The following is a 19,041-nucleotide window of genomic DNA, read 5'->3' on the forward strand; positions in this document are numbered from 1 at the left end:
GCCGCGCCACTGCCGCCATAGCTGGCGCCGCCTGCCGCCCCGGTGCCGGTGGCGCTGCCGCCGGTGGCGGCGCCGCCCACGCCGCCATAGCCGACACCGCCATTGCTGTTACCGGTGTTGGACGCGCGGTTGCCGATATCCTGCACGGTGTTATTGCTGACCGTGCCGGTCAGCGTGGTGGTGGCGTCGGCGCTGGACTGGTTGTAGGCGTTGCTCAAGGTCGCGGTGGCGCTGCCGCCGTTGTTGGCCGCCGCGCTGCCCAGTGCGTTGGCCCTGGCTGCGCCGCTGCTGTTGTTATTGTTGTTCTTGTTGCTGCTGTCCTGGGTTGCACTGGCATTGTCGCTGGCATGCGCCCCGGCGCCGGACTGCGTGGTGGTGGTCTGTGCATAGGCCTGTGCGCTGAAAGCCAGCGCGATCGCGGCTCCGATTAACGATTTTTTCATGGTTGCTCCTGCCTGAAGAATGGATGGAAGGTGAATGTGTGTGCGCATGGAGACCTGTCTCCCGCCCTACGGCTTTCGCAATCTTGGTGCCAGCGCCGTCAAGGCTTTGATATCAAAAGAGAAGCCGGCAGGCGCCCCGGCCGCGCCGCTTGATTGGCGCCGTAAACCGTCACAGCGACGCGACAGTGCGCGTGGCCGCGCTCCCCTTATTCACTCGACGCATTGCTGTAACGGTCTTGCGACGACGCGCTGATCCCATGCTTGGCCAGCAAGCGGTATAGCGTCATGCGCGATACGCCAAGGTCACGCGCGGCCAGCGTGATGTTGCGGCCGGCGCGCAGCAGGCTGGCGTCGATGGCGTCGCGCTCGGCGCGGATGCGGGCGTCGTCCAGCTGCAGCGGCGGCCGTGCCGGCGCCCCCGCCGCCAGTCCCAGGTCCTGCGGCAGGATCAGGCGCCCTTCCGCCATCACCATGGCGCGCCGCACGCGGTTGATCAGCTCGCGCACATTGCCGGGCCAGTCGTGCTCGCGGATGGCCTGCGCGGCGCGGCTGCTGAAGCCCCTGACGCGCGGCGCCCGTTCGCTGGAAAAGGTATGGAAAAAATGTTCGGCCAGCGGCAGCAGGTCGTCCTTGCGCTCGCGCAGCGGCGGCACGTCCAGCGCCAGCACGTTCAGGCGGTAGTACAGGTCTTCGCGGAAGGCGCCGCGCTGCACCGCCTGCGGCAGGTTGACGTGCGAGGCGGCGATCACGCGCGCATCGACCGCGATGCTGCGCGTGCCGCCGACGCGGTAGATGGTTTTCTCCTGCAGGAAGCGCAGCAGGTTGGCCTGCAGCTCCAGCGGCAGGTCGCCGATTTCATCGAGGAAGATCGAGCCGCCCTGCGCGCTTTCGACCAGGCCGCGCTTGTCGCGCGCCGCACCGGTAAAAGCGCCGCGCTCGTGGCCGAACAATTCGGACTGGATCAGCGACGCCGGAATCGCGCCGCAGTTGATCGGCACGAACGGCCCGTTGCGGCGCGGCGAATGCGCGTGCACGGCCTGTGCCGCCAGCTCCTTGCCGCTGCCGCTCTCGCCCCAGATCAGCACCGGCGCGCTGGCCGCCGCCACCTTGACGATCTGCCGCCGCAGCCGGGTGATGGGGGCGCTCTGGCCGGTGAGCGTGGCGTCGTCATTGGCGCGCGGTGCGGCCTCCTCGCCGCGCAGCGCCGCGATGCCGAGCGCATGGCCGAGCGCGTGGCGCAGCCGCTGGCTGTCCACCGGCCAGGTGTGGTAATCGGCGCAATGGTCGCGCAGCAGATGGCGCCAGGCGGCCTGCCCCAGCGCCGCCGGCGGCAGCACGGCGATCCAGTGCGGCGACCAGTGATCGAGCAGGAAAGCGTTGAGGTCGGCGCAGTTGTCCATGTCCTGCACCAGCAGCAGGCCCACGGCGCACGGCAACGCCTTCAAATGACGGCGCGCTTCGGCCAGCGTGTGGGCCCGTCGCACCTCCCAGTCCGCCGGCAGGCCCGGTTCGCCGACGCCCACGCAGAGTATCGATTTCGTCGTCATGCCTATTGGACGGGAAATGATATGAAAAGTTCAAGGCTTGCTCCGCCGCGGAGGCCAATATAGAATGCGCGCTACTTTTTAAGCAGGCGAATAACAGCCTGTCAATAGTGCATAAAGCCTAAAACAACAACGGGATGTAGTGAGATGACTGACTTTGAATTGAAACCGGCCGCCCTGCCAAGCTGGACGCAGCGCGCGTCGTTGCGCGTGCTCAACCTGTTCGGCTGGCGCATGCTGTACCGTCCGCTGCCCGGCCCGCGCGGCATCGCGGTCATCTATCCGCACACCTCCAACTGGGATTTCTTCGTCGGCCTGTTCGGCAAATGGGCGCTGGCGCTGCCGTTCCGCTGGCTGGCCAAGGATTCGCTGTTCAAGTCGCCGCTGGGCGGCTGGTTCCGCGCGCTGGGCGGCGAACCGGTGGACCGCAGCGCGCCGCAAGGCATGATACGCTCGCAGGCCGAACGCATGAACGCGGCCGACTGGTACTGGCTGGCCATCACACCGGAAGCCTCGCGCAGCCACCGTCCCAACTGGAAGAGCGGCTTCTATCACCTGGCACTGGAAGCCAAGGTGCCGCTGTGCCTGGTGTACATCGATTATCCGAACAAGACGCTGGGCGTGGTCGACCACCTGCACCTGAGCGGCGACCAGGCGGCCGACATGGCCGCCATCCGCGCCGTCTATGCCGGCCACCACGGCCTGTACCCGCAAAACGAGGCGCCCGTCGTGCTGCAGGAACGCCGCGCCGAAGAACGCGTCTGAGTCAGGCGGTCGCCGCCAGCATCACGCCGGTGGCGGCAATCGCGGCGCCGGAAAGCTTCAGCGCCAGCGCAGGGCTGATGCGGCCCAGCAGATTCCCGCCATACACCAGCAAGGCGCTGGCCAGCAGCAGGCCCGCCGCGCTGCTCATCTGCGGCAGTTCGTGGCCGTGCGCGTTGCCGTGCAGGAGCGCGAACGCGCCCACCATCACCGCGCCTGCGGCTGCCGGCAGCCGCACCGCCACCGCGATCAATACGCCCATCAGCGCCACCGTCAGCGCGATGCCGGTTTCCAGTCCCGGAATATGCAATCCCAGCGCGCCGGTCGCCATGCCGGCCATGACCATGCCGATGAAGGTGGCCGGCAGCCATTTGGCGTTCGGCTGGCGTACGCTCCATGCGCCCACCGCCAGCATCGCCAGCAGGTGATCGAGGCCGGTGAACGGATGCGCGAAACCTTGCAGGAAGCCGTGCGTGTGCACGCCGGCGCCGGTATGCGCCAGTGCGGCCGTACTGGTGGCGGCCAAGGCCAAGGCTGCGACAGTCTTTTTCATGTGAGCTCCTAGTGTGGGGTTTGGCCCAGCAGGCCTTGTTCGCGAATGAAGTCGATCACCTTGGTCACGCCCTCGCCGCTGCGCAGATTGGTGAAGATGAAGGGACGCGCGCCGCGCTGCTGTTTGGCGTCGCGCGCCATCACATCGAGGTCGGCGCCGACGTGCGGCGCCAGGTCGGTCTTGTTGATGATCAGCAGATCCGAGCGCGTGATGCCGGGACCGCCCTTGCGCGGAATCTTCTCGCCGCCGGCGACGTCGATGACGTAGATGGTCAGGTCGGACAGCTCCGGGCTGAAGGTGGCGGCCAGGTTGTCGCCGCCCGATTCCACCAGGATCAGGTCCAGGTTGGGGAAGTCGGCCTGCATGCGGGCGATGGCCTCCAGGTTGATCGAGGCGTCTTCACGGATGGCGGTGTGCGGGCAGCCGCCGGTTTCCACGCCCATCAGACGTTCAGCCGGCAGCGCGTCCGCGCGCAGCAGGATCTCCATGTCCTCCTTGGTGTAGATGTCGTTGGTGATGACGGCCATGTCGTACTTGTCGCGCATGCCCTTGCACAGCATTTCGCACAGCGCGGTTTTGCCGGAGCCTACCGGGCCGCCGATGCCTACGCGGAGAGGATTGGAGGTGTTCATTTTTAGGTGTGCTCTTTCAGGATCTGTATAAACGGCTGTATTGAACTTCGTGCTGCATCGACAGCAGCGACAGGCCCGGCGCCCAGTTGCACATGTCGTCATCGCTGACGGTTTGCGCCTGGCGGGCGGCGGCTTCGATCTCTTCGCGCAGCGACAGCAGCATGCGCTGGCCGGCCACCTGCCCCAGCGGCACGGACTTGACGCAGACCAGCACCTGGTTTTCGGCCCAGGCAAACAGCATGGCCAGCAGCGCGGCGTCGTGCGGAATGTTCAGGGCGGCGACGGCGCAGCTGAAGGCGGTGGGCAGCGCCACTTCCGGCTCGGATTGCAGGTGATCCAGCATGGCGGCATCGGTAATGCCTAGTTCGGCGACCAGCTTGGTCAGCGAGTAGCCCATCTGGATGGTCTCGGCGCGGAATTCGGCGCTGTCGCGCGAGGCGATGAATTTTTCGCTCCAGTCGCTGACGGCGTTCCAGTCGCGTTGCGACCAGGCCTGCATCAGGCGCCAGGTGATAGGCGCTTCCCACTGCGCCACCACTTCGTGCAGGTGGTGCACGATCCAGGCACGCGCGGTGTCGGCGTTGCGCACCGCGCCGCTTTCCAGCGCCGCCTCCAGCCCTTGCGAATAGCTGTACGCGCCAATCGGCAAGGCCGGGCTGGCGAATTGCAGCAGGTTGAGGAGCGCGGAGGCCTGCATTTATTTCGGGTCGCTCGGACGGTGGATTTTCTGGCGCAGCGGGATCGGCGCCAGCGGACCGTTGTCGTGATGGTGGCCATGGCCGCCGCCGTAGGCGCCGGACTCCGGCTCGAACGCCGACATCTCTTCCAGCACCGTGGCGCCCAGGCCGGCCAGCATCTCCTTCAGCACCGCATCGGCGCGGATGCGCAGGAAGCCGTCGCCCACCTGCGCCTGCGTGTGGCGATTCCCCAAATGGAAAGCACAGCGCAGCAGCGCATGCGCGTCGGCGCAGGTGACTTTGTAGGTCGGCTCCAGCGCGGCGACCACGCGCACCACGCGCTGGTCCTCGCCGGTCAGCAGGTCGCCGTCGCGCAGCACGGTGCCGCGCACGGTGAACACCGCCACGTCTTCGCCGTTGTCCAGCGTGGCACGCAGGCGGCATTTTTCGCGCAGTTCGTACGGCAGCACCAGCTGCGCGGCGATGATGTCGGCTTGCGGAATCTTGGTATGTAGTGTCAGCATAAAGCGGTCAGCATGGTCAGAACAGGAAATAGCGCTGCGCCATCGGCAGGACGACGGCCGGTTCGCAAACCAGCAATTCGCCATTGGCGCGCACTTCATAGGTTTCGGGATTGACGTCCATCTTGGGCGCCAGGCTGTTGTGGATCATGTCGGACTTGCGCAGCGCGCGCATGCCCTTGGCCACGATCAGCGTTTTATTCAGTTTCAATGCGTCGCCGATGCCAGCGTCATACGCCGCCTGCGACACGAAGGTGAAGGACTTCTTCAAGCCGCCGCCAAAAGCGCCGAACATCGGCCGGTAATGCACCGGCTGCGGCGTGGGAATCGAGGCATTCGGATCGCCCATCAGCGCGGCGGCGATCATGCCGCCTTTTAAAATCATCTGCGGCTTGACGCCGAAGAAGGCCGGCTTCCACAACACGATGTCGGCGATCTTGCCCACTTCCAGCGAACCCACCGCATGCGCGATGCCGTGCGTGATGGCCGGATTGATGGTGTACTTGGCGATGTAGCGCTTGACCCGGAAGTTATCGTTGCGCGACGAATCCGGCGCCAGCGGTCCGCGCTGCACCTTCATCTTGTGCGCCGTCTGCCAGGTGCGCATCACCACTTCGCCGACGCGGCCCATGGCTTGCGAGTCGGACGACATCATCGAAATCGCGCCGATGTCGTGCAGGATGTCCTCGGCAGCGATGGTCTCGCGGCGGATGCGCGATTCGGCGAACGCCACGTCCTCGGTGATGGCGGCGTCGAGGTGGTGACACACCATCAGCATGTCCAGGTGCTCGTCCAGCGTGTTGACCGTGTATGGCCGCGTGGGATTGGTCGACGACGGCAGCACATTCGATTCGCCCACCGCCGCGATGATGTCGGGCGCATGGCCGCCGCCCGCGCCTTCGGTGTGGAAGGTGTGGATGGTGCGGTCCTTGAACGCGGCCAGCGTGTCGGCCAGGTAGCCGCCTTCGTTCAGCGTGTCGCTGTGGATGGCGACCTGGATGTCCATCCTGTCCGCCACCGACAGGCAGTTGTCGATGGCGGACGGGGTGCTGCCCCAATCCTCGTGCAGCTTGAGGCCGATGGCGCCGGCCAGCACCTGCTCTTCCAGCGGCGCCGGCAGGCTGACATTGCCCTTGCCGAGAAAGCCCAGGTTCATCGGAAACGCATCGGCCGCCTGCAGCATCGCGTGCAGATGCCACGGCCCCGGCGTGCAGGTGGTGGCCGAGGTGCCGGCCGACGGCCCGGTGCCGCCGCCTATCATGGTGGTCACGCCGCTCATCAGCGCTTCCTCGATCTGCTGCGGGCAGATGAAGTGAATGTGCGTGTCGACGCCGCCGGCGGTGACGATCATGCCCTCGCCCGCGATGATCTCGGTGGCGCCGCCGATGGCCATCGTCACATCCGGCTGGATATCCGGGTTGCCGGCCTTGCCGATGGCGGCGATCACGCCGTTTTTCAGACCAATATCGGCCTTGACGATGCCCCAGTGGTCGATGATCACCGCATTGGTGATCACCGTGTCCATCACGTCGGCGGCTACGCGCTGCGACTGGCCCATGCCGTCGCGGATCACTTTGCCGCCGCCGAATTTCACTTCCTCGCCGTAGGTGGCGTAGTCCTTTTCGATTTCGATAAACAGTTCGGTGTCCGCCAGCCGGATGCGGTCACCTGTGGTCGGACCAAACATCTCCGCGTAAGCGCGGCGCGAGATTGTAGCCATGAGAGCCTTTAGCTTTTTGGTGGTTTGGAGTCCAGCTTGCCCATTACTTTGCCGTTGAAGCCATACACTTCCTGGTCGCCATCCAGCTGCACCAGTTCCACGGTGCGCTGCTGGCCCGGTTCGAAGCGCACGGCGGTGCCGGCCGCGATGTTCAGGCGCTTGCCGTAGGCCTTCCAGCGTTCCAGCTTGAGCACGGAATTGACTTCAAAAAAATGGAAATGCGAGCCGATCTGCACCGGGCGGTCGCCCTGGTTGGTGACGACGACGGTGACCGTTTCGCGGCCCACGTTCAGACCGATCTCACCCTCTTCAAGCTTGTATTCACCTGGGATCATGATGAACTCCTTATGGGATGGGGTTGTGGACAGTCACAAGCTTGCTCCCATCGGGGAACGTCGCTTCGACCTGGATGTCGGGGATCATTTCGGGGATACCCTCCATGACGTCGGCGCGCGTGAGTATGCGCGTGCCGTCGGACATCAGTTGGGCGACAGTTTTGCCGTCGCGGGCACCTTCCATGATGGCGCAGGTAATCAACGCCACCGCTTCCGGGTAATTCAACTTCAAGCCGCGCGCAAGGCGGCGTTCCGCCACAATGCCTGCGGTAAAAATCAACAGCTTGTCTTTTTCGCGTGGAGTCAGGTCCATGTCGTTGTGCTCTTTCTGCTTTGTCAGGTTTGCCAGATGCGCGGCGTGACGGCCGCGCGCTCCAGCAGATGCGGGCGCAGGCGGCGCCACACGGCCAGCATCAGGCGGCGCGCGGTTTCGCTGTCGTCGCCCAGATGGCGCGCCACCAGCACCCCCTTGGTTTGCGTAACGCCGAAAACATGCGCGCCGTCGGCGGCGATGTCGGCACGGATATCATTCAGCACGGCGGCCGGCAGCGGCTTGCCGGCGGCGGTCAGCGTGGCGCATACGGTGTGGCCGTTCAGCGCCAGCGGGCTGTCCAGGCGGCCGCCGACCATGTCGCCCTGCTCCCACCAGATCAAGCGGCCTGCGCGGCGGATGCTGTTGCGTTGGCGGATGCGGCCGGTGCGGAACACCTCGCCCGAACCGCGCCGGCCCATGCACAGGATTTCGCAGCCAAGGAAGGTGGCGCCGGCGGCCAGTTCCACGTGCTGCTCCAGCACCACGTTAGCGGTATCAAAAAAGATCGTTTCCTGCGGCAGCCATTCGAGCGCCGCATTCTCGTTCACGTGCAAATGCACAGTCTGGCGCGACTGCTTGCCGTTGGCCTGATACCACTTGGCGGCGCCCGGTGTGGTGATGAAGGCATGCGCGCTGGCGCCGACGCCGATGTCGATTTCCAGCTGGTCGCCGCCCACCACGCCGCCCGGCGGGTGGACGATGATGGCCTGGCAGACCTTGTGGTCTTCCGGGTAAAGGGCTTTCTGCACGCGCAGCGGGCCGTAGTGGATTTTGTTCAGCAGCCGCGTGGTGCCGGCGTCATCCGCAAAACCGAGCGTGAGGCTGGCCTGCCAGGCGGTGGTGCTGGCGGCAAGGTCACGCGATGCGGTGCAGTCAGGCATATAAAGAGGACGATAAAATAATGTACTGTCCTATGCAATCGTCATGCCAGCCCGAAGCCTCCGCGCCGGTCGAAGCGCGCACCGTTATGCGGCATCACGCACCAATCAGGTGCGTCCGTTGTAAAAAGTTCCCTATGGAAAATATATTTTGCGATTTCTACGCGGGCAAAAGCTTGGCCTCACGCGACAAAAGCAGCTTTTTCATTGTTGAGGAATAATTGGTTTCATTAGGAAACAGAAACTAAAGTTGCCTGACTTGAACGGAGATTCATCATGAAAAGCAAATTCCTGGCCCGGGCGATCGTGGCCGCCTCGTTGGTGCCCATGCTGGGTGGCGCAGCCGTCTACAGCAACGGGGCCAAAACCTCCAACTTCGACGTCACGCTGAAAATCATCGCCGACTGCACCATTGCCGCCAACGCGCTGGACTTCGGCCAGACGCAAGGCGTGCTGGCCACCAACGTCAGCGTCAACACCACGCTGCAGGTCACCTGCACCAACACCACGCCTTACAACATCGGCCTGAGCGCCGGCACCGGCGTCGGCTCCACCACCGCAGCGCGCCTGATGACCGGCACCAGCGGCAACAGCAGCACCGTCGCCTTCAATCTGTACCAGGCCGCGGGCACCACCAACTGGGGCAATACGCAAGGCACCGACACCAAGTCCGGCGTCGGCTCGGGCGTCACGGTCACGCATACGGTGTACGGCGTGGTGCCGGCCCAGGCGACGCCGCAACCTGACACCTACAAATCGACCATCACCGCGACCGTGTATTTCTGATTCTTGATACGGGCGCAAGGGAGCTTTGAGCCGCGCCCTATTGGTGTGCAACCGTGCGGTCCCCATACTGTCTGCTTCTCGTAATGGATCTGGGAGCAGCACATGAAAGTATTCGTCACCGGCGCCGCCGGTTTTATCGGCGGCTCGATCGCCGCGGGCCTGGTCAAGGCCGGCCATGAAGTGCTTGGCCTGGTGCGCAAGCCGGAGCAGCTGGAAGAAGTGAAGAAGATCGGCGTCACCGGCGTGCTCGGGTCGCTGACCGACCGCGACCTGCTGATCGCCCAGGCGCAGGCGGCCGACGCCGTCATCAACGCCGCCAGCAGCGACAACCGCGCGGCAGTGGAAGCCTTCATCGACGCGCTGGCCGGCAGCGGCAAGGTGTTCCTGCACACCAGCGGCTCCAGCATCGTCGGCGATGCATCGGGCGGCGAAGGCACCGACAACATCTACTACGAAGACAAGCTGCCCGCGCCCACCGAAGATAAGGCCGCGCGCGTCGCCATCGACACCCTGGTGCTGGACGCCGCCAACAAGGGCGTGCGCTCGGCGGTGCTGTGCAATACCCTGATCTACGGCCACGGCGCGCTGCCGCGCGACTCGGTGCAGCTGCCACGCCTGCTGAAACAGGCGCGCAAGAGCGGCATCGTGCGCCACGTCGGCCCCGGCCGCAACATCTGGTCCAACACCCACATCGACGACGTGGTGGACCTGTACCTGCTGGCGCTGGAAAAGACCGAAGCCGGCACCTTCTACTTTGTGGAAAGCGGCGAAGCCTCGTTCGGCGAGATGAGCAACGCGATCGCCAGGGCGCTCAACCTCGGTCCGGCGCAGGACTGGCCGCTGGAACAGGCCAAGGAAGAATGGGGCTACGAAATGGCCTCGTACGGCCTGGGCTCCAACAGCCGCGTGCGCGGCGAGCGCGCACGCAAACTGGGCTGGCAGCCGCATCGCCCGCCAGTGCTGGACTGGATCGCGGGCGACATGCTGCGCGCCTGATGCTAGCGGATTGGCGTGTAGGTCAGTCCGAACATCTGGGCATATTCGGCCAACGGCGGCAGGCCTATGCTGCGCCGCCGTTCGTCGACATGGGCCTCATCCTCGATCGGAAAAAATTTCAACGGCTTGCCCGACAGCTGCGAACCATATAGCTGCGGCTTGCCGTCGAAGACGCGGACACGGTCTTCCAGCAGGGCCAGGTCGTCGCCCCTGGCGTCGCCGCGCTTGACCGCGTCGCGCAACAGCGGCAGGTATTTACGCTGGGTGTCGTTGTCCGCGTGCTGCACCACCAGGAAAGCGGTCTGTGACGCCGCACCGGCGAAACGCAATCCTGGCCAGCCGAAAGCATCGATGATCTCCGCCACACGCTTGGTATTGGCAACGTCGATTGCGGTTTGCTGCTTCCATTCATCCGGCGTCAGTTCGACGTTGCTGGAACGGCCGCGATACAACTGATCGGTCGCGCCCATTGCTTGCAGATCCCGCACCGCCTTGGCATGTTCAGCGCTGATGGATGCATTGCTTAGTACGACGTCCTCACCGAACAGGAGGAAGGGCTGGCCGCCGTCCGGGATCAGTCGCGCCTGCACATTGCCGGTCAAATGCCGGCTTGTCTCGTCGTTCTCCGCATGATTGGCTTTGGCGCTCATCGCGGTTTTGGCGCCGATGGCAAAGATGATTCCGCCGACAGGCTTGCCGTCGGCATAGAACGACACCGTGGTCTGCGACAGGCCGTCCTCCGCCCGCACGGACAGCACAACAGCGGCCAGAACGCCGATGAGCAGGATGCATGGATACCGCATCATTGCGCCTCCTGTGGTGGCGCCGGCGCCGGCTGCGGCGCCGGTTTGGCGTTCAGGCTGTTAAGCACACCTGCCGGCACCTCGATCGGCTTGCCGTTGAACGTCACCTTGCCGTCCTTGATCTCGATGACGGTGCGCAGTTCGTTCTGCTCCACGATGCCATAGCCCCCGCTGACGGTCTTGCCGACCACCATGCTGACGACGGAATCGGTACCGGCATCGATCTGCTTGGCGGCATCCGGCGCCGCCGGATTGATGGTCTTGGTGATGAAGGCGCGCGATGCGTCACGCACCAGCGCCACCGGCAGCCGCACCTCAAAGCGGCCGACCAGCTTCTTCAGCAGCGCCGGCATATCCTTGAAATCCGCCTCCAGCACTTTCTGGAAGCCGATGCGGCCCTTCAGCGAAGCCGTGTTGCCGCGATAGCCGACGCTGATGTCGTCGATGAACAGCGTGGCGCCGGCAATGGCGACGCGCTTGCCGAAGTCTTGCAGCGTTTTCAGCAACTGCTGCCGCTCTTCCGCCGTCTCCAGCTTCTTGCCCTGCTGTTCGCGCCACTGCTTGCCCAGATCCGCCACCGCCTTGACCGGCACATTGGTCAGGCGGAAGGCCGTGTTGACGCGCTCCACACGCTCGTCGCTGAACACGATAGCCTTGATCGAGCTACCGTAGATAATCTCGGTCATCGCGCCACGGCGCCGGACTTCCGACTTCGCCTCGATATCCTCGAAGCGCATCGTCTCCTTGAGTTCCGTGCCGCCGGCCGGCGCATCACGCATGACGACACCGCCGATCTTGAACACGGCGGTACCGTAGGCCACTTCGTCGGCGCCGGTCAGCTGCTTGCTGATCATGTTCATGTTCAGCAGGCTCACCGACATATCCGGGCGCGAGATCACCAGCGACGGCCACACAGTGGTACTGGTGGTTGCGCGGCCGCTCTTATCGACATTGACCTTCGAGACCAGTTCGGTCCAGGTGAAATCGGTGCCGTTATCCTGCTTGTAGGCGTATGGCGCCAGCCTGGCGACGTAGTTGACCTGCCCTTTCGGTCCGCTGGCCACGCGCGTCATCGGCAGCGGACGCTCGGTGCCGAAGATCTCCTGCAGCTTGGGGCGCAATTCCGGCGAAAACTGGAATTTGGTATAGGCTTCGAGGCGCTTGCCGGGCGTGCGTTCCTTGCCCAGCACAGCCTGGACCTCCTTGGCGGCATCGCCCAGCGTGATGATGGTCTCTTGCTTGAGGAAGTGGGCTGGTGCCGCGTCCTGGGCGTGGGAAGGAATGGCCAGCAAGGCGCTGGCCATCGTGACTGCGAAGAATGTCTGTTTCAAGGTGCACGCCGGAAGAGTCAAAGGTGTGGCATTTTACCTAACCATACTCTCCGGAAATACACGCATTGTCACTCCAGATCGGGATACGGACTCTTGCCGCCGTCGGCGATGAACTGGTCGATGCGCGCCTCCAGCACCGGCAGCGGCACCGAGCCGAGTTGCAGCACGGTGTCGTGGAAGGCGCGAATGTCGAACTTCTGGCCCAGTGCTTTTTCCGCCTTGCGGCGCGCGTTGATGATGCTCATCTCGCCCAGGTAGTAGGACAGCGCCTGGCCCGGCCAGGAAATGTAGCGGTCCACTTCCGTTTCGATTTCATGGTCGGACAGCGCGGTGTTGGCATGCAGGTAGTCCTGCGCCTGCTTGCGGGTCCAGCCCTTGCTGTGGATACCGGTGTCGACCACCAGGCGCGACGCGCGCCAGGCCTGGTAACTCAGCATGCCGAAGGTTTCATACGGCGTTTCGTACATGCCCATCTCCGCGCCCAGGCGCTCGGTGTACAGCGCCCAGCCCTCGCCATAGGCCGAGATGTAGGCGTTGCGGAACGGCGGACGCCCCTTCTGCTCCATCGCGATCGGCATCTGGAATGCATGGCCCGGCGCCGATTCGTGCAGCGTCAGCGCCGGCATGCTGTACAGCGCGCGCGCCGGCAGGTTGTAGGTGTTGACCAGGTAGACGCCGGGACCGCCGCGGCCGGAAGTGTAGAACGGCGCCTGGTCGTCCGGCACCGGTATCACCGCGAAGCGGCGGCGCGGCAGGTAGCCGAAGTACTGCGACACCTTGCCGTCGAACTTCTTGGCCACCCAGGCGGAGCGCATCAGCAGCTCTTCCGGCGTTTTGGCGTAGAACTGCGGATCGGTGCGCAGGAAGTGCAGGAAGGCCGGCAGGTCGCCCTTGAAGCCGACCTGCTTGATCACGTCCTGCATCTCGTTGCGGATCTTGGCCATTTCATCGAGGCCGAGCTGGTGGATCTGGTCCGCGCTCATCGAGGTGGTGGTGAATTCGACGATCTTCGACTGGTAGTAGGCTTTACCGTCCGGCAGCGTTTCCGCCGCCAGTTCTTCGCGCGCCTTCGGCACATACTCTTCACGCATGAACTTCAACAGCGCCTGGTGCGCCGGAATCACCACGGTCTGGATCACCTTGACCGCCTGCGCGCGCAGCTCTTCCTGGCGCGCCGCCGGCATGGCGGCCGGCATGCTCTTGAACGGCAGGTAGAACACCGTGTCCTGCGGCGTCTTCGCCTCGGTCACCGAGGTGATGGAACCATCGCGGCCCACCAGCGTGACCTTGGGCGGCGTGAAGCCACGCGCCAGGCCGGCGCGCATGTTGACGATTTCGTCGTTGAAGTAGCGCGGCACGTCGGCCAGCTGCTTCAGGTAGTCGCGGAACTCGGCGTCCTTGGTCATCGGGCGGCGCGCGGTGCCGGCCATGTTGGACCAGAACGCGGTATCGGCATTCAGCGGCTTTTCATATTCCTTGAACTGCTGGGCGGCGATGAAAGCGGCGATCTGCGCCTTGTAGACCTGGTAGTTGATGCGCTCCGGCGCCGACAGCTTCGATTCCTTGATGCCGTCCAGCTTCTTCATCACGCCCTGCCAGTAGGCGGTGCGGCTGTTCTGGGTGGCGACGTCGATCTGCGGCAGCGATGGCGAGACGCCGCTGTCGTCATCATCCTCGCCGTCTTCCTGTTTCTGGCTCAGGCGCCATTTCCATTCCTGGGTGTAGATGGCCTTGAACTGGGCGTCCGACGGGCCGGCCTTGACAGCCGCAGCCGGCGTTGCGCTCGCCGCATTCAGGCATAACAGCATGCATGCACCGGCGATGGCGGTACTGAACTTCTTTTCCATAAGACTCCAGGTAGATTACATGGTCAACAGATTGCGGCGCTCGCGCAGCAGCGCGGTAAAGCCTTCGGCGTTCAGCGGACGGCTGAAGAAATAGCCCTGCATCTCGTCGCAACCACGCTCGGTCAGGAACTGCACCTGCTCGCGGGTTTCCACGCCTTCGGCGATTACCCGCATATTCAGGTTGTGCGCCAGCGAGATGACCGACAGCGCGATCGCCGCGTCGTCGCTGTTGGTGGTGACGTCGTCGACGAAGGATTTGTCGATCTTCAGCACGTCGATCGGGAAGCGCTTGAGGTAACTCAGGCTGGAATAGCCGGTGCCGAAGTCGTCCAGCGAGATGCTGACGCCGATGTCCTTCAGGCGGCGCAGCGCCGCCACCGCCTTGTTCGGATCGCCCATCACCGTGCCTTCGGTGATTTCCAGGCCCAGGTACTCGGCCGCCACGTCGAACTTGCGCAGCGTGCTTTCCACGTAAGGCACGGTGGCGTCGTTGGCGAACTGCCCCGCCGCCAGGTTGACCGCCACCTTGATCTTGCCCAGGCCCTGATCGTGCCACACCTTCATCTGCGCGCACACGCTTTCCAGCACCCATTCGCCGATCGAATTGACCAGGCCATATTCCTCCGCCAGCGGGATGAAGCGGTTCGGCGGCACCTTGCCCAGCACCGCGTTATCCCAGCGCAGCAGCGCTTCGGCGCCGACCATGGCGCCGGTTTTCAGGCAGACCTGCGGCTGGTAATGCACCTCGAATTCGTCTCGCGCGATGGCGCCGCGCAGCTGGCCCTGGATCGCCAGCTTGTCGCGGATTTCCGCGTCCATGCGTTCGGTGAACAGGGCGTAGTTGTCGCGGCCGATTTCCTTGGCGCGGAACAGCGCCGTGTCGGCGTTGCGCACCAGTTCATCGAAGCTGTCGCCGTCGGTCAGGCTGACGGCGATACCGATGCTGGAGGTGACGGTGATCTGCTGGCCGTCGATCACCAGTTCCTTGCGCAGGCCGGCCAGGATCTGCTGCGCCAGGGCCATGGTGGCGCTCAGCTGCGCATCGTCGGCGACGATGATCTGGAATTCGTCGCCGCCCTGGCGGGTGACGATGTCGTCGGCGCGCACGGTTTCGCTCAAATACTTGGCCACCACCTGCAGCGCCTTGTCGCCCATGTCGTGGCCATACGAATCGTTGATGCTCTTGAAGCGGTCCAGGTCCAGGCACATGACCGACACGCAGCGGCCTTCGCGGCGGGCGGTGTTCAGCGTCTGGGTAAAGCGCTGGCGCGCCAGCAGGCGGTTCGGCAGCCCGGTCAGCGCGTCGTGATTGGAGAGAAAATCGATCAGGTGCTGTTCGGCCTTGCGCTCGGTGATGTCCATGAACACCGCCACGTGGTTGATCACGTGGCCGTCGGCGTCGCGCACTACGGAAGCGCTCAACAGGCCCGGATAGGTTTCGCCGTTCTTGCGGCGCGCCAGGATCTCGCCCGACCAGTGGCCCTTGGTGACGACCGACTGCACCAGCGCATCGAATGAGCCAGGATCCAGCTCGCCGGCATGCAGCAGCCCCACGTTCTGGCCCAGCACCTCCTTGGCGGTGTAGCCGGAAATCTGCGTGAAGGCGGGATTGGTGGCGACGATGCGCGCCTCGCGGTCGGTGACCACGATCGCATCCTGGGTCGCCTCGAACACCTGGCTGGCCAGGCGCAGGAACTCCTCGTTGGCGCGGCGCTGCTCGACTTCCTTGGCCAGTTCGGCGGTGCGTTCGGCCACGCGCTGTTCCAGCAGCGCGCGCTCCTCGGCCAGCGCTTTCTGCGCGCGGCCCAGGCGCACGTGGGCATCGGTGCGGGCCAGGATTTCCTCGGCCTGGAACGGCTTGGCGACGAAGTCGACCGCGCCCAGTTCGAAGCCGCGCACCTTGTCGTCGGTGTCATGCTGGGCGGAGAGGAAAATCACCGGCACCTGGTTCAGTTCCGGATTGGCTTTCAGGCGGCGGCACACTTCAAAGCCGTCGATGCCGGGCATGCGCACGTCGAGCAGTATCAGCTCCGGCGGCCGCGATTGCGCGGTCCACAGCGCCAGCTCGCCGTTGGGCGCCTGGCGCACGTAGTAGCCGGCCTCGGTCAGCAGGTCGCTCAGCAGCTTGAGCGACGCCGGCGTGTCTTCCACGATCAGCACTTCGCCCTTGGTGTGTTGTTCCGACAAATCCCGATGCATGTAAAGTCTCTCGCCTGATTTAGCTGCTACATTTCACTATCATATACTGGTCAGGCCGCAGGTTCCAATTCGTTACCCGCCTCGTCCAGCAACGCGCACAGCTGCGGATACTGGTGCAGCTGCACCATGTGCGCGATGCGCTCGGCGACGTCGGCCAGCGCCGGCGGCAAAGGTTCCAGCAGCATGGCCACGCGCGCCAGGTTCAGCTCCTGCACGGCGGTCTTCAGGTCGCCGCGCAGTTCCGGATCCAGGCGCCGCAGGTCATTGCGGTTCAGCGGCTCCGGCGGCGCCTGGCGCGCGGCGGCCCGGTGGCGGCGCACGAACTGCAAATTCAGCTGCTGCTCCAGCACCGCGTACAACTGGTCCTGCTCGACCGGCTTGCGCAGGAATTCATCGGCGCCGGCGCCCAGCGCTTCCTCGCGCTCCTCGGCGAAGGCGGACGCGGTCAGCATCACGATGCTCGGCTGCGGACCTTCGCGGTTGGCGCGGATCTGGCGCGTGGCGCTGATGCCGTCCAGCGCCGGCATGCGCCAGTCCATGAACACCAGGTCCGGCTGCCACACATCGACCATGGCCAGCGCCTGCACGCCGTCGCCCACCACGGCGACGTCGAAGCCCAGCGGCTTGAGCAGGCTTTCCATCAGCGCCCCGCCGTCGGCGTTATCGTCCGCCACCAGGATGCGGCGGCGCTGTTGCGGTTCCAGCACCGCCACTTCGTCCTGGTCGATGACCGGCGCTTCGTCGGCCACCTGCACGGCGACGGTGAAGTAGAAGGTCGAGCCGTGGCCCGGCGTGGAATGCAGCGCCAGCGTGCCGCCCATCAGCTGCACGAATTCGCGCGAGATGGTCAGGCCCAGGCCCGTGCCCTCCTTCGCGCCCGGGCCTTCGGCCTGGATGAACGGTTCGAAGATGCGCAACTGGTCTTCCTCGGCGATGCCGGGGCCGTCGTCGATGACGGCGAAGGCCAGCTCGCAATGGCCGTTGCGCGACACGCCGCGCACCTTCAGCGTGACCTTGCCCTGCGCGGTAAACTTGACCGCGTTCGACATCAGGTTCAGCAGCACCTGGCGCAGCTTGGTGCCGTCCACGCGCGCGCTGACCGGCAGGCCGACGCTGTCGAGCACCAGCTCGACGCCGGTCTGCACCGCACGCATGCTGACCATGTCCATCACTTCCTGCAGCATGTCGTTGACGTGCACCACTTCGGTTTGCAGCACGGCGCGGCCGGCCTCGATCTTGGACAGTTCCAGGATGTCGTTAATCAGCGTCAGCAAGTGCTGGCCGGAGCGGTGGATGATGGCCAGGTTACGCTTCTCTTCCGGCAGCATATTCTTCGAGTCGGCCATCAGGCGCGAGAAGCCGATCACGGAATTGAGCGGCGTGCGCAGCTCGTGGCTCATATTGGCCAGGAAGGTGCTCTTGGCGCGGTTGGCCGCCTGCGCCTGGCGCACCGCCACCGACAGCGCATTGGTGCGCTCGGCAACCAGTTCCTCCAGGTGGACGCGGTGGCGCACCAGCTCCTGCTCCGCCGTGCGGCTGGCCGTGACGTCGTAATTGACGCCGACCATGCGCATCGCGTGGCCCTGGCCGTCGCGGAAGGTCATGCCGTCCGCCTTCAGGTAATGGATGGAGCCGTCGGGCCAGATCAGGCGGTACTCGATGTCGAATTCGGCGGCGCCGTTGAGCGCCTGCTGCAACAGCATCTCGGTCGGAATGGCGTCGTCCGGGTGCACCATGCTGCGCCACATCTGGAACGGATTTTCCAGCTTCTCGCCCTCCATGCCGTGCAGGCGGTACATCTGCTCGTCCCACACCATCTGGCCGGTGACGATGTTCCAGTCCCAGATGCCGATGGCGGCGGCGCTGGAAGCGATCTGCAACCGTTCCTCGCTGGCGTGCATGGCGACGTAGCGGCTTTCCATCAGGCGCACCATGTCGCGGATGGAGGCGTTCAGCGTGCGCAGTTCGCCGGTGTACCAGTCGCGCGGCGGCGCGGCGCCGGAGTTCTGGCCGGCCTTGACGCTGGCGGCGTAGCGTTCGATATTGGTCAGCGGCTTGAGGATCAGCTGCCACAGCAGCAGATAGAGACTCAGCACCAGCGTCACGTCCAGCACGAAAATCAGGCCGGCGATGGTGTACAGGCGCTGGCGCAGCTGCTCGATCAGCACCGCCGGCGAGGCGTACACGGTGATGGTGCCGATGTTCTGACCGCCGGCGACGATGGGGCGCTGCTCGGACAGCAGTTCGGGATCGGACGGCAGCCGCTCGGCCGGCACCAGTTGCGCCTCTTCGTTGCGGCTCAGGATGAATGGATGGGTGCTGGCGGCCGGCGCCACCGCGCTGGCGTACAGGTCGCGGTTGCTCAAGCCGCTCTTCATGATGGTGACGATTTGCGTCTCGTCGAAATTCCACGCCGGCAGCGCCACGGCGGCGGCCAGCTCGTCGGCGCTGTTGGCCAGGGTCTTGCGCAGCTGCTCCCAGCGCTGTGCGCGTTCCACCTGATAAAAGTACAGCGCAAACGTGGTCAGCACCAGTGTGACCACGGCGGTCAGCGTCACGCTGACGAAAACGGCGATCGATACTTTTCCAATACGGCGTGCAAGTCGAACCAACATCGGCAAACCATTCTTTGGGGTTAATCTGCGTTGTAACGACTTAGATCATAGGTTCAATCCAGCGTGAAGTCTATTCATATTTGCGC

17 protein-coding genes and 1 pseudogene are annotated in these 19,041 nt (G+C 64.7%); 3 read left to right on the plus strand and 15 right to left on the minus strand.

What is annotated here, in order from left to right; translation table 11 throughout:
• Together GJ698_RS11690 and GJ698_RS11695 are read right to left on the minus strand one after the other, a co-directional pair.
• Positions 1 to 443: pseudogene (locus GJ698_RS11690) on the minus strand (hypothetical protein); the annotation flags it as partial.
• Positions 444 to 649: 206 nt separating this feature from the next.
• Complete coding sequence (locus GJ698_RS11695; RefSeq protein ID WP_154357805.1) at positions 650 to 1,990, minus strand: sigma-54 dependent transcriptional regulator; 1,341 nt, start codon at positions 1,988 to 1,990, stop codon at positions 650 to 652.
• 144 nt (positions 1,991 to 2,134) lie between these two features.
• Between GJ698_RS11695 and GJ698_RS11700 the strand changes: the two genes are divergently transcribed.
• Positions 2,135 to 2,752 carry a 1-acyl-sn-glycerol-3-phosphate acyltransferase gene (locus GJ698_RS11700; protein ID WP_154357806.1) on the plus strand — a complete coding sequence of 206 codons (618 nt, stop codon included), beginning with the start codon at positions 2,135 to 2,137 and terminating at the stop codon, positions 2,750 to 2,752.
• Position 2,753: 1 nt separating this feature from the next.
• Here the strand turns inward: GJ698_RS11700 and GJ698_RS11705 are convergent, their stop codons facing one another.
• Genes GJ698_RS11705 through GJ698_RS11740 form a run of 8 tightly spaced genes read right to left on the minus strand, consistent with a single transcriptional unit; the run spans position 2,754 to position 8,381 of the window.
• On the minus strand, positions 2,754 to 3,302 hold the full coding sequence (locus tag GJ698_RS11705) for a HupE/UreJ family protein (protein WP_154357807.1): 549 nt from the start codon (positions 3,300 to 3,302) through the stop codon (positions 2,754 to 2,756).
• 8 nt (positions 3,303 to 3,310) lie between these two features.
• Positions 3,311 to 3,934 carry an urease accessory protein UreG gene (gene ureG, locus GJ698_RS11710; protein ID WP_154357808.1) on the minus strand — a complete coding sequence of 208 codons (624 nt, stop codon included), beginning with the start codon at positions 3,932 to 3,934 and terminating at the stop codon, positions 3,311 to 3,313.
• Between the two features lie 16 nt (positions 3,935 to 3,950).
• Positions 3,951 to 4,631, minus strand: coding sequence for an urease accessory protein UreF (locus GJ698_RS11715; protein ID WP_154357809.1), 681 nt, complete (start codon positions 4,629 to 4,631; stop codon positions 3,951 to 3,953).
• Positions 4,632 to 5,135, minus strand: coding sequence for an urease accessory protein UreE (ureE, locus tag GJ698_RS11720; RefSeq protein WP_154357810.1), 504 nt, complete (start codon positions 5,133 to 5,135; stop codon positions 4,632 to 4,634).
• A 16-nt stretch (positions 5,136 to 5,151) separates the two neighbouring features.
• Entirely contained in the window at positions 5,152 to 6,852 is a 1,701-nt protein-coding gene (ureC, locus tag GJ698_RS11725; protein ID WP_154357811.1) for an urease subunit alpha, read from the minus strand.
• Between the two features lie 8 nt (positions 6,853 to 6,860).
• Positions 6,861 to 7,187 carry an urease subunit beta gene (locus GJ698_RS11730; RefSeq protein WP_154357812.1) on the minus strand — a complete coding sequence of 109 codons (327 nt, stop codon included), beginning with the start codon at positions 7,185 to 7,187 and terminating at the stop codon, positions 6,861 to 6,863.
• A 10-nt stretch (positions 7,188 to 7,197) separates the two neighbouring features.
• Positions 7,198 to 7,500, minus strand: a complete 303-nt coding sequence (locus GJ698_RS11735; RefSeq protein ID WP_117010090.1) for an urease subunit gamma — start codon at positions 7,498 to 7,500, stop codon at positions 7,198 to 7,200.
• Between the two features lie 23 nt (positions 7,501 to 7,523).
• The gene (locus tag GJ698_RS11740; RefSeq protein ID WP_154357813.1) at positions 7,524 to 8,381 is read right to left on the minus strand and encodes an urease accessory protein UreD; all 858 of its coding nucleotides are present in this window, start codon (positions 8,379 to 8,381) and stop codon (positions 7,524 to 7,526) included.
• Between the two features lie 273 nt (positions 8,382 to 8,654).
• Between GJ698_RS11740 and GJ698_RS11745 the strand changes: the two genes are divergently transcribed.
• Together GJ698_RS11745 and GJ698_RS11750 are read left to right on the plus strand one after the other, a co-directional pair.
• Entirely contained in the window at positions 8,655 to 9,164 is a 510-nt protein-coding gene (locus GJ698_RS11745) for a Csu type fimbrial protein (protein ID WP_154357814.1), read from the plus strand.
• Positions 9,165 to 9,266: 102 nt separating this feature from the next.
• Positions 9,267 to 10,160 carry an NAD-dependent epimerase/dehydratase family protein gene (locus GJ698_RS11750; RefSeq protein ID WP_154357815.1) on the plus strand — a complete coding sequence of 298 codons (894 nt, stop codon included), beginning with the start codon at positions 9,267 to 9,269 and terminating at the stop codon, positions 10,158 to 10,160.
• 2 nt (positions 10,161 to 10,162) lie between these two features.
• Here the strand turns inward: GJ698_RS11750 and GJ698_RS11755 are convergent, their stop codons facing one another.
• The 5 genes from GJ698_RS11755 to GJ698_RS11775 form a co-directional block, all read right to left on the minus strand.
• On the minus strand, positions 10,163 to 10,966 hold the full coding sequence (locus GJ698_RS11755) for a DUF6624 domain-containing protein (RefSeq protein WP_154357816.1): 804 nt from the start codon (positions 10,964 to 10,966) through the stop codon (positions 10,163 to 10,165).
• Complete coding sequence (locus tag GJ698_RS11760; protein WP_154357817.1) at positions 10,963 to 12,294, minus strand: DUF945 family protein; 1,332 nt, start codon at positions 12,292 to 12,294, stop codon at positions 10,963 to 10,965. Before GJ698_RS11760 ends, GJ698_RS11755 begins: the two co-directional genes overlap by 4 nt.
• A 68-nt stretch (positions 12,295 to 12,362) precedes the next feature.
• Positions 12,363 to 14,141 carry a DUF885 domain-containing protein gene (locus tag GJ698_RS11765; RefSeq protein WP_154357818.1) on the minus strand — a complete coding sequence of 593 codons (1,779 nt, stop codon included), beginning with the start codon at positions 14,139 to 14,141 and terminating at the stop codon, positions 12,363 to 12,365.
• 15 nt (positions 14,142 to 14,156) lie between these two features.
• Positions 14,157 to 16,340, minus strand: coding sequence for a two-component system response regulator (locus tag GJ698_RS11770; protein WP_154357819.1), 2,184 nt, complete (start codon positions 16,338 to 16,340; stop codon positions 14,157 to 14,159).
• 50 nt (positions 16,341 to 16,390) lie between these two features.
• The gene (locus tag GJ698_RS11775; protein ID WP_154357820.1) at positions 16,391 to 18,955 is read right to left on the minus strand and encodes an ATP-binding protein; all 2,565 of its coding nucleotides are present in this window, start codon (positions 18,953 to 18,955) and stop codon (positions 16,391 to 16,393) included.
• Positions 18,956 to 19,041 lie beyond the last annotated feature (86 nt).

Source organism: Duganella aquatilis (assembly GCF_009674565.1).
GTDB lineage: Bacteria > Pseudomonadota > Gammaproteobacteria > Burkholderiales > Burkholderiaceae_D > Rugamonas > Rugamonas aquatilis.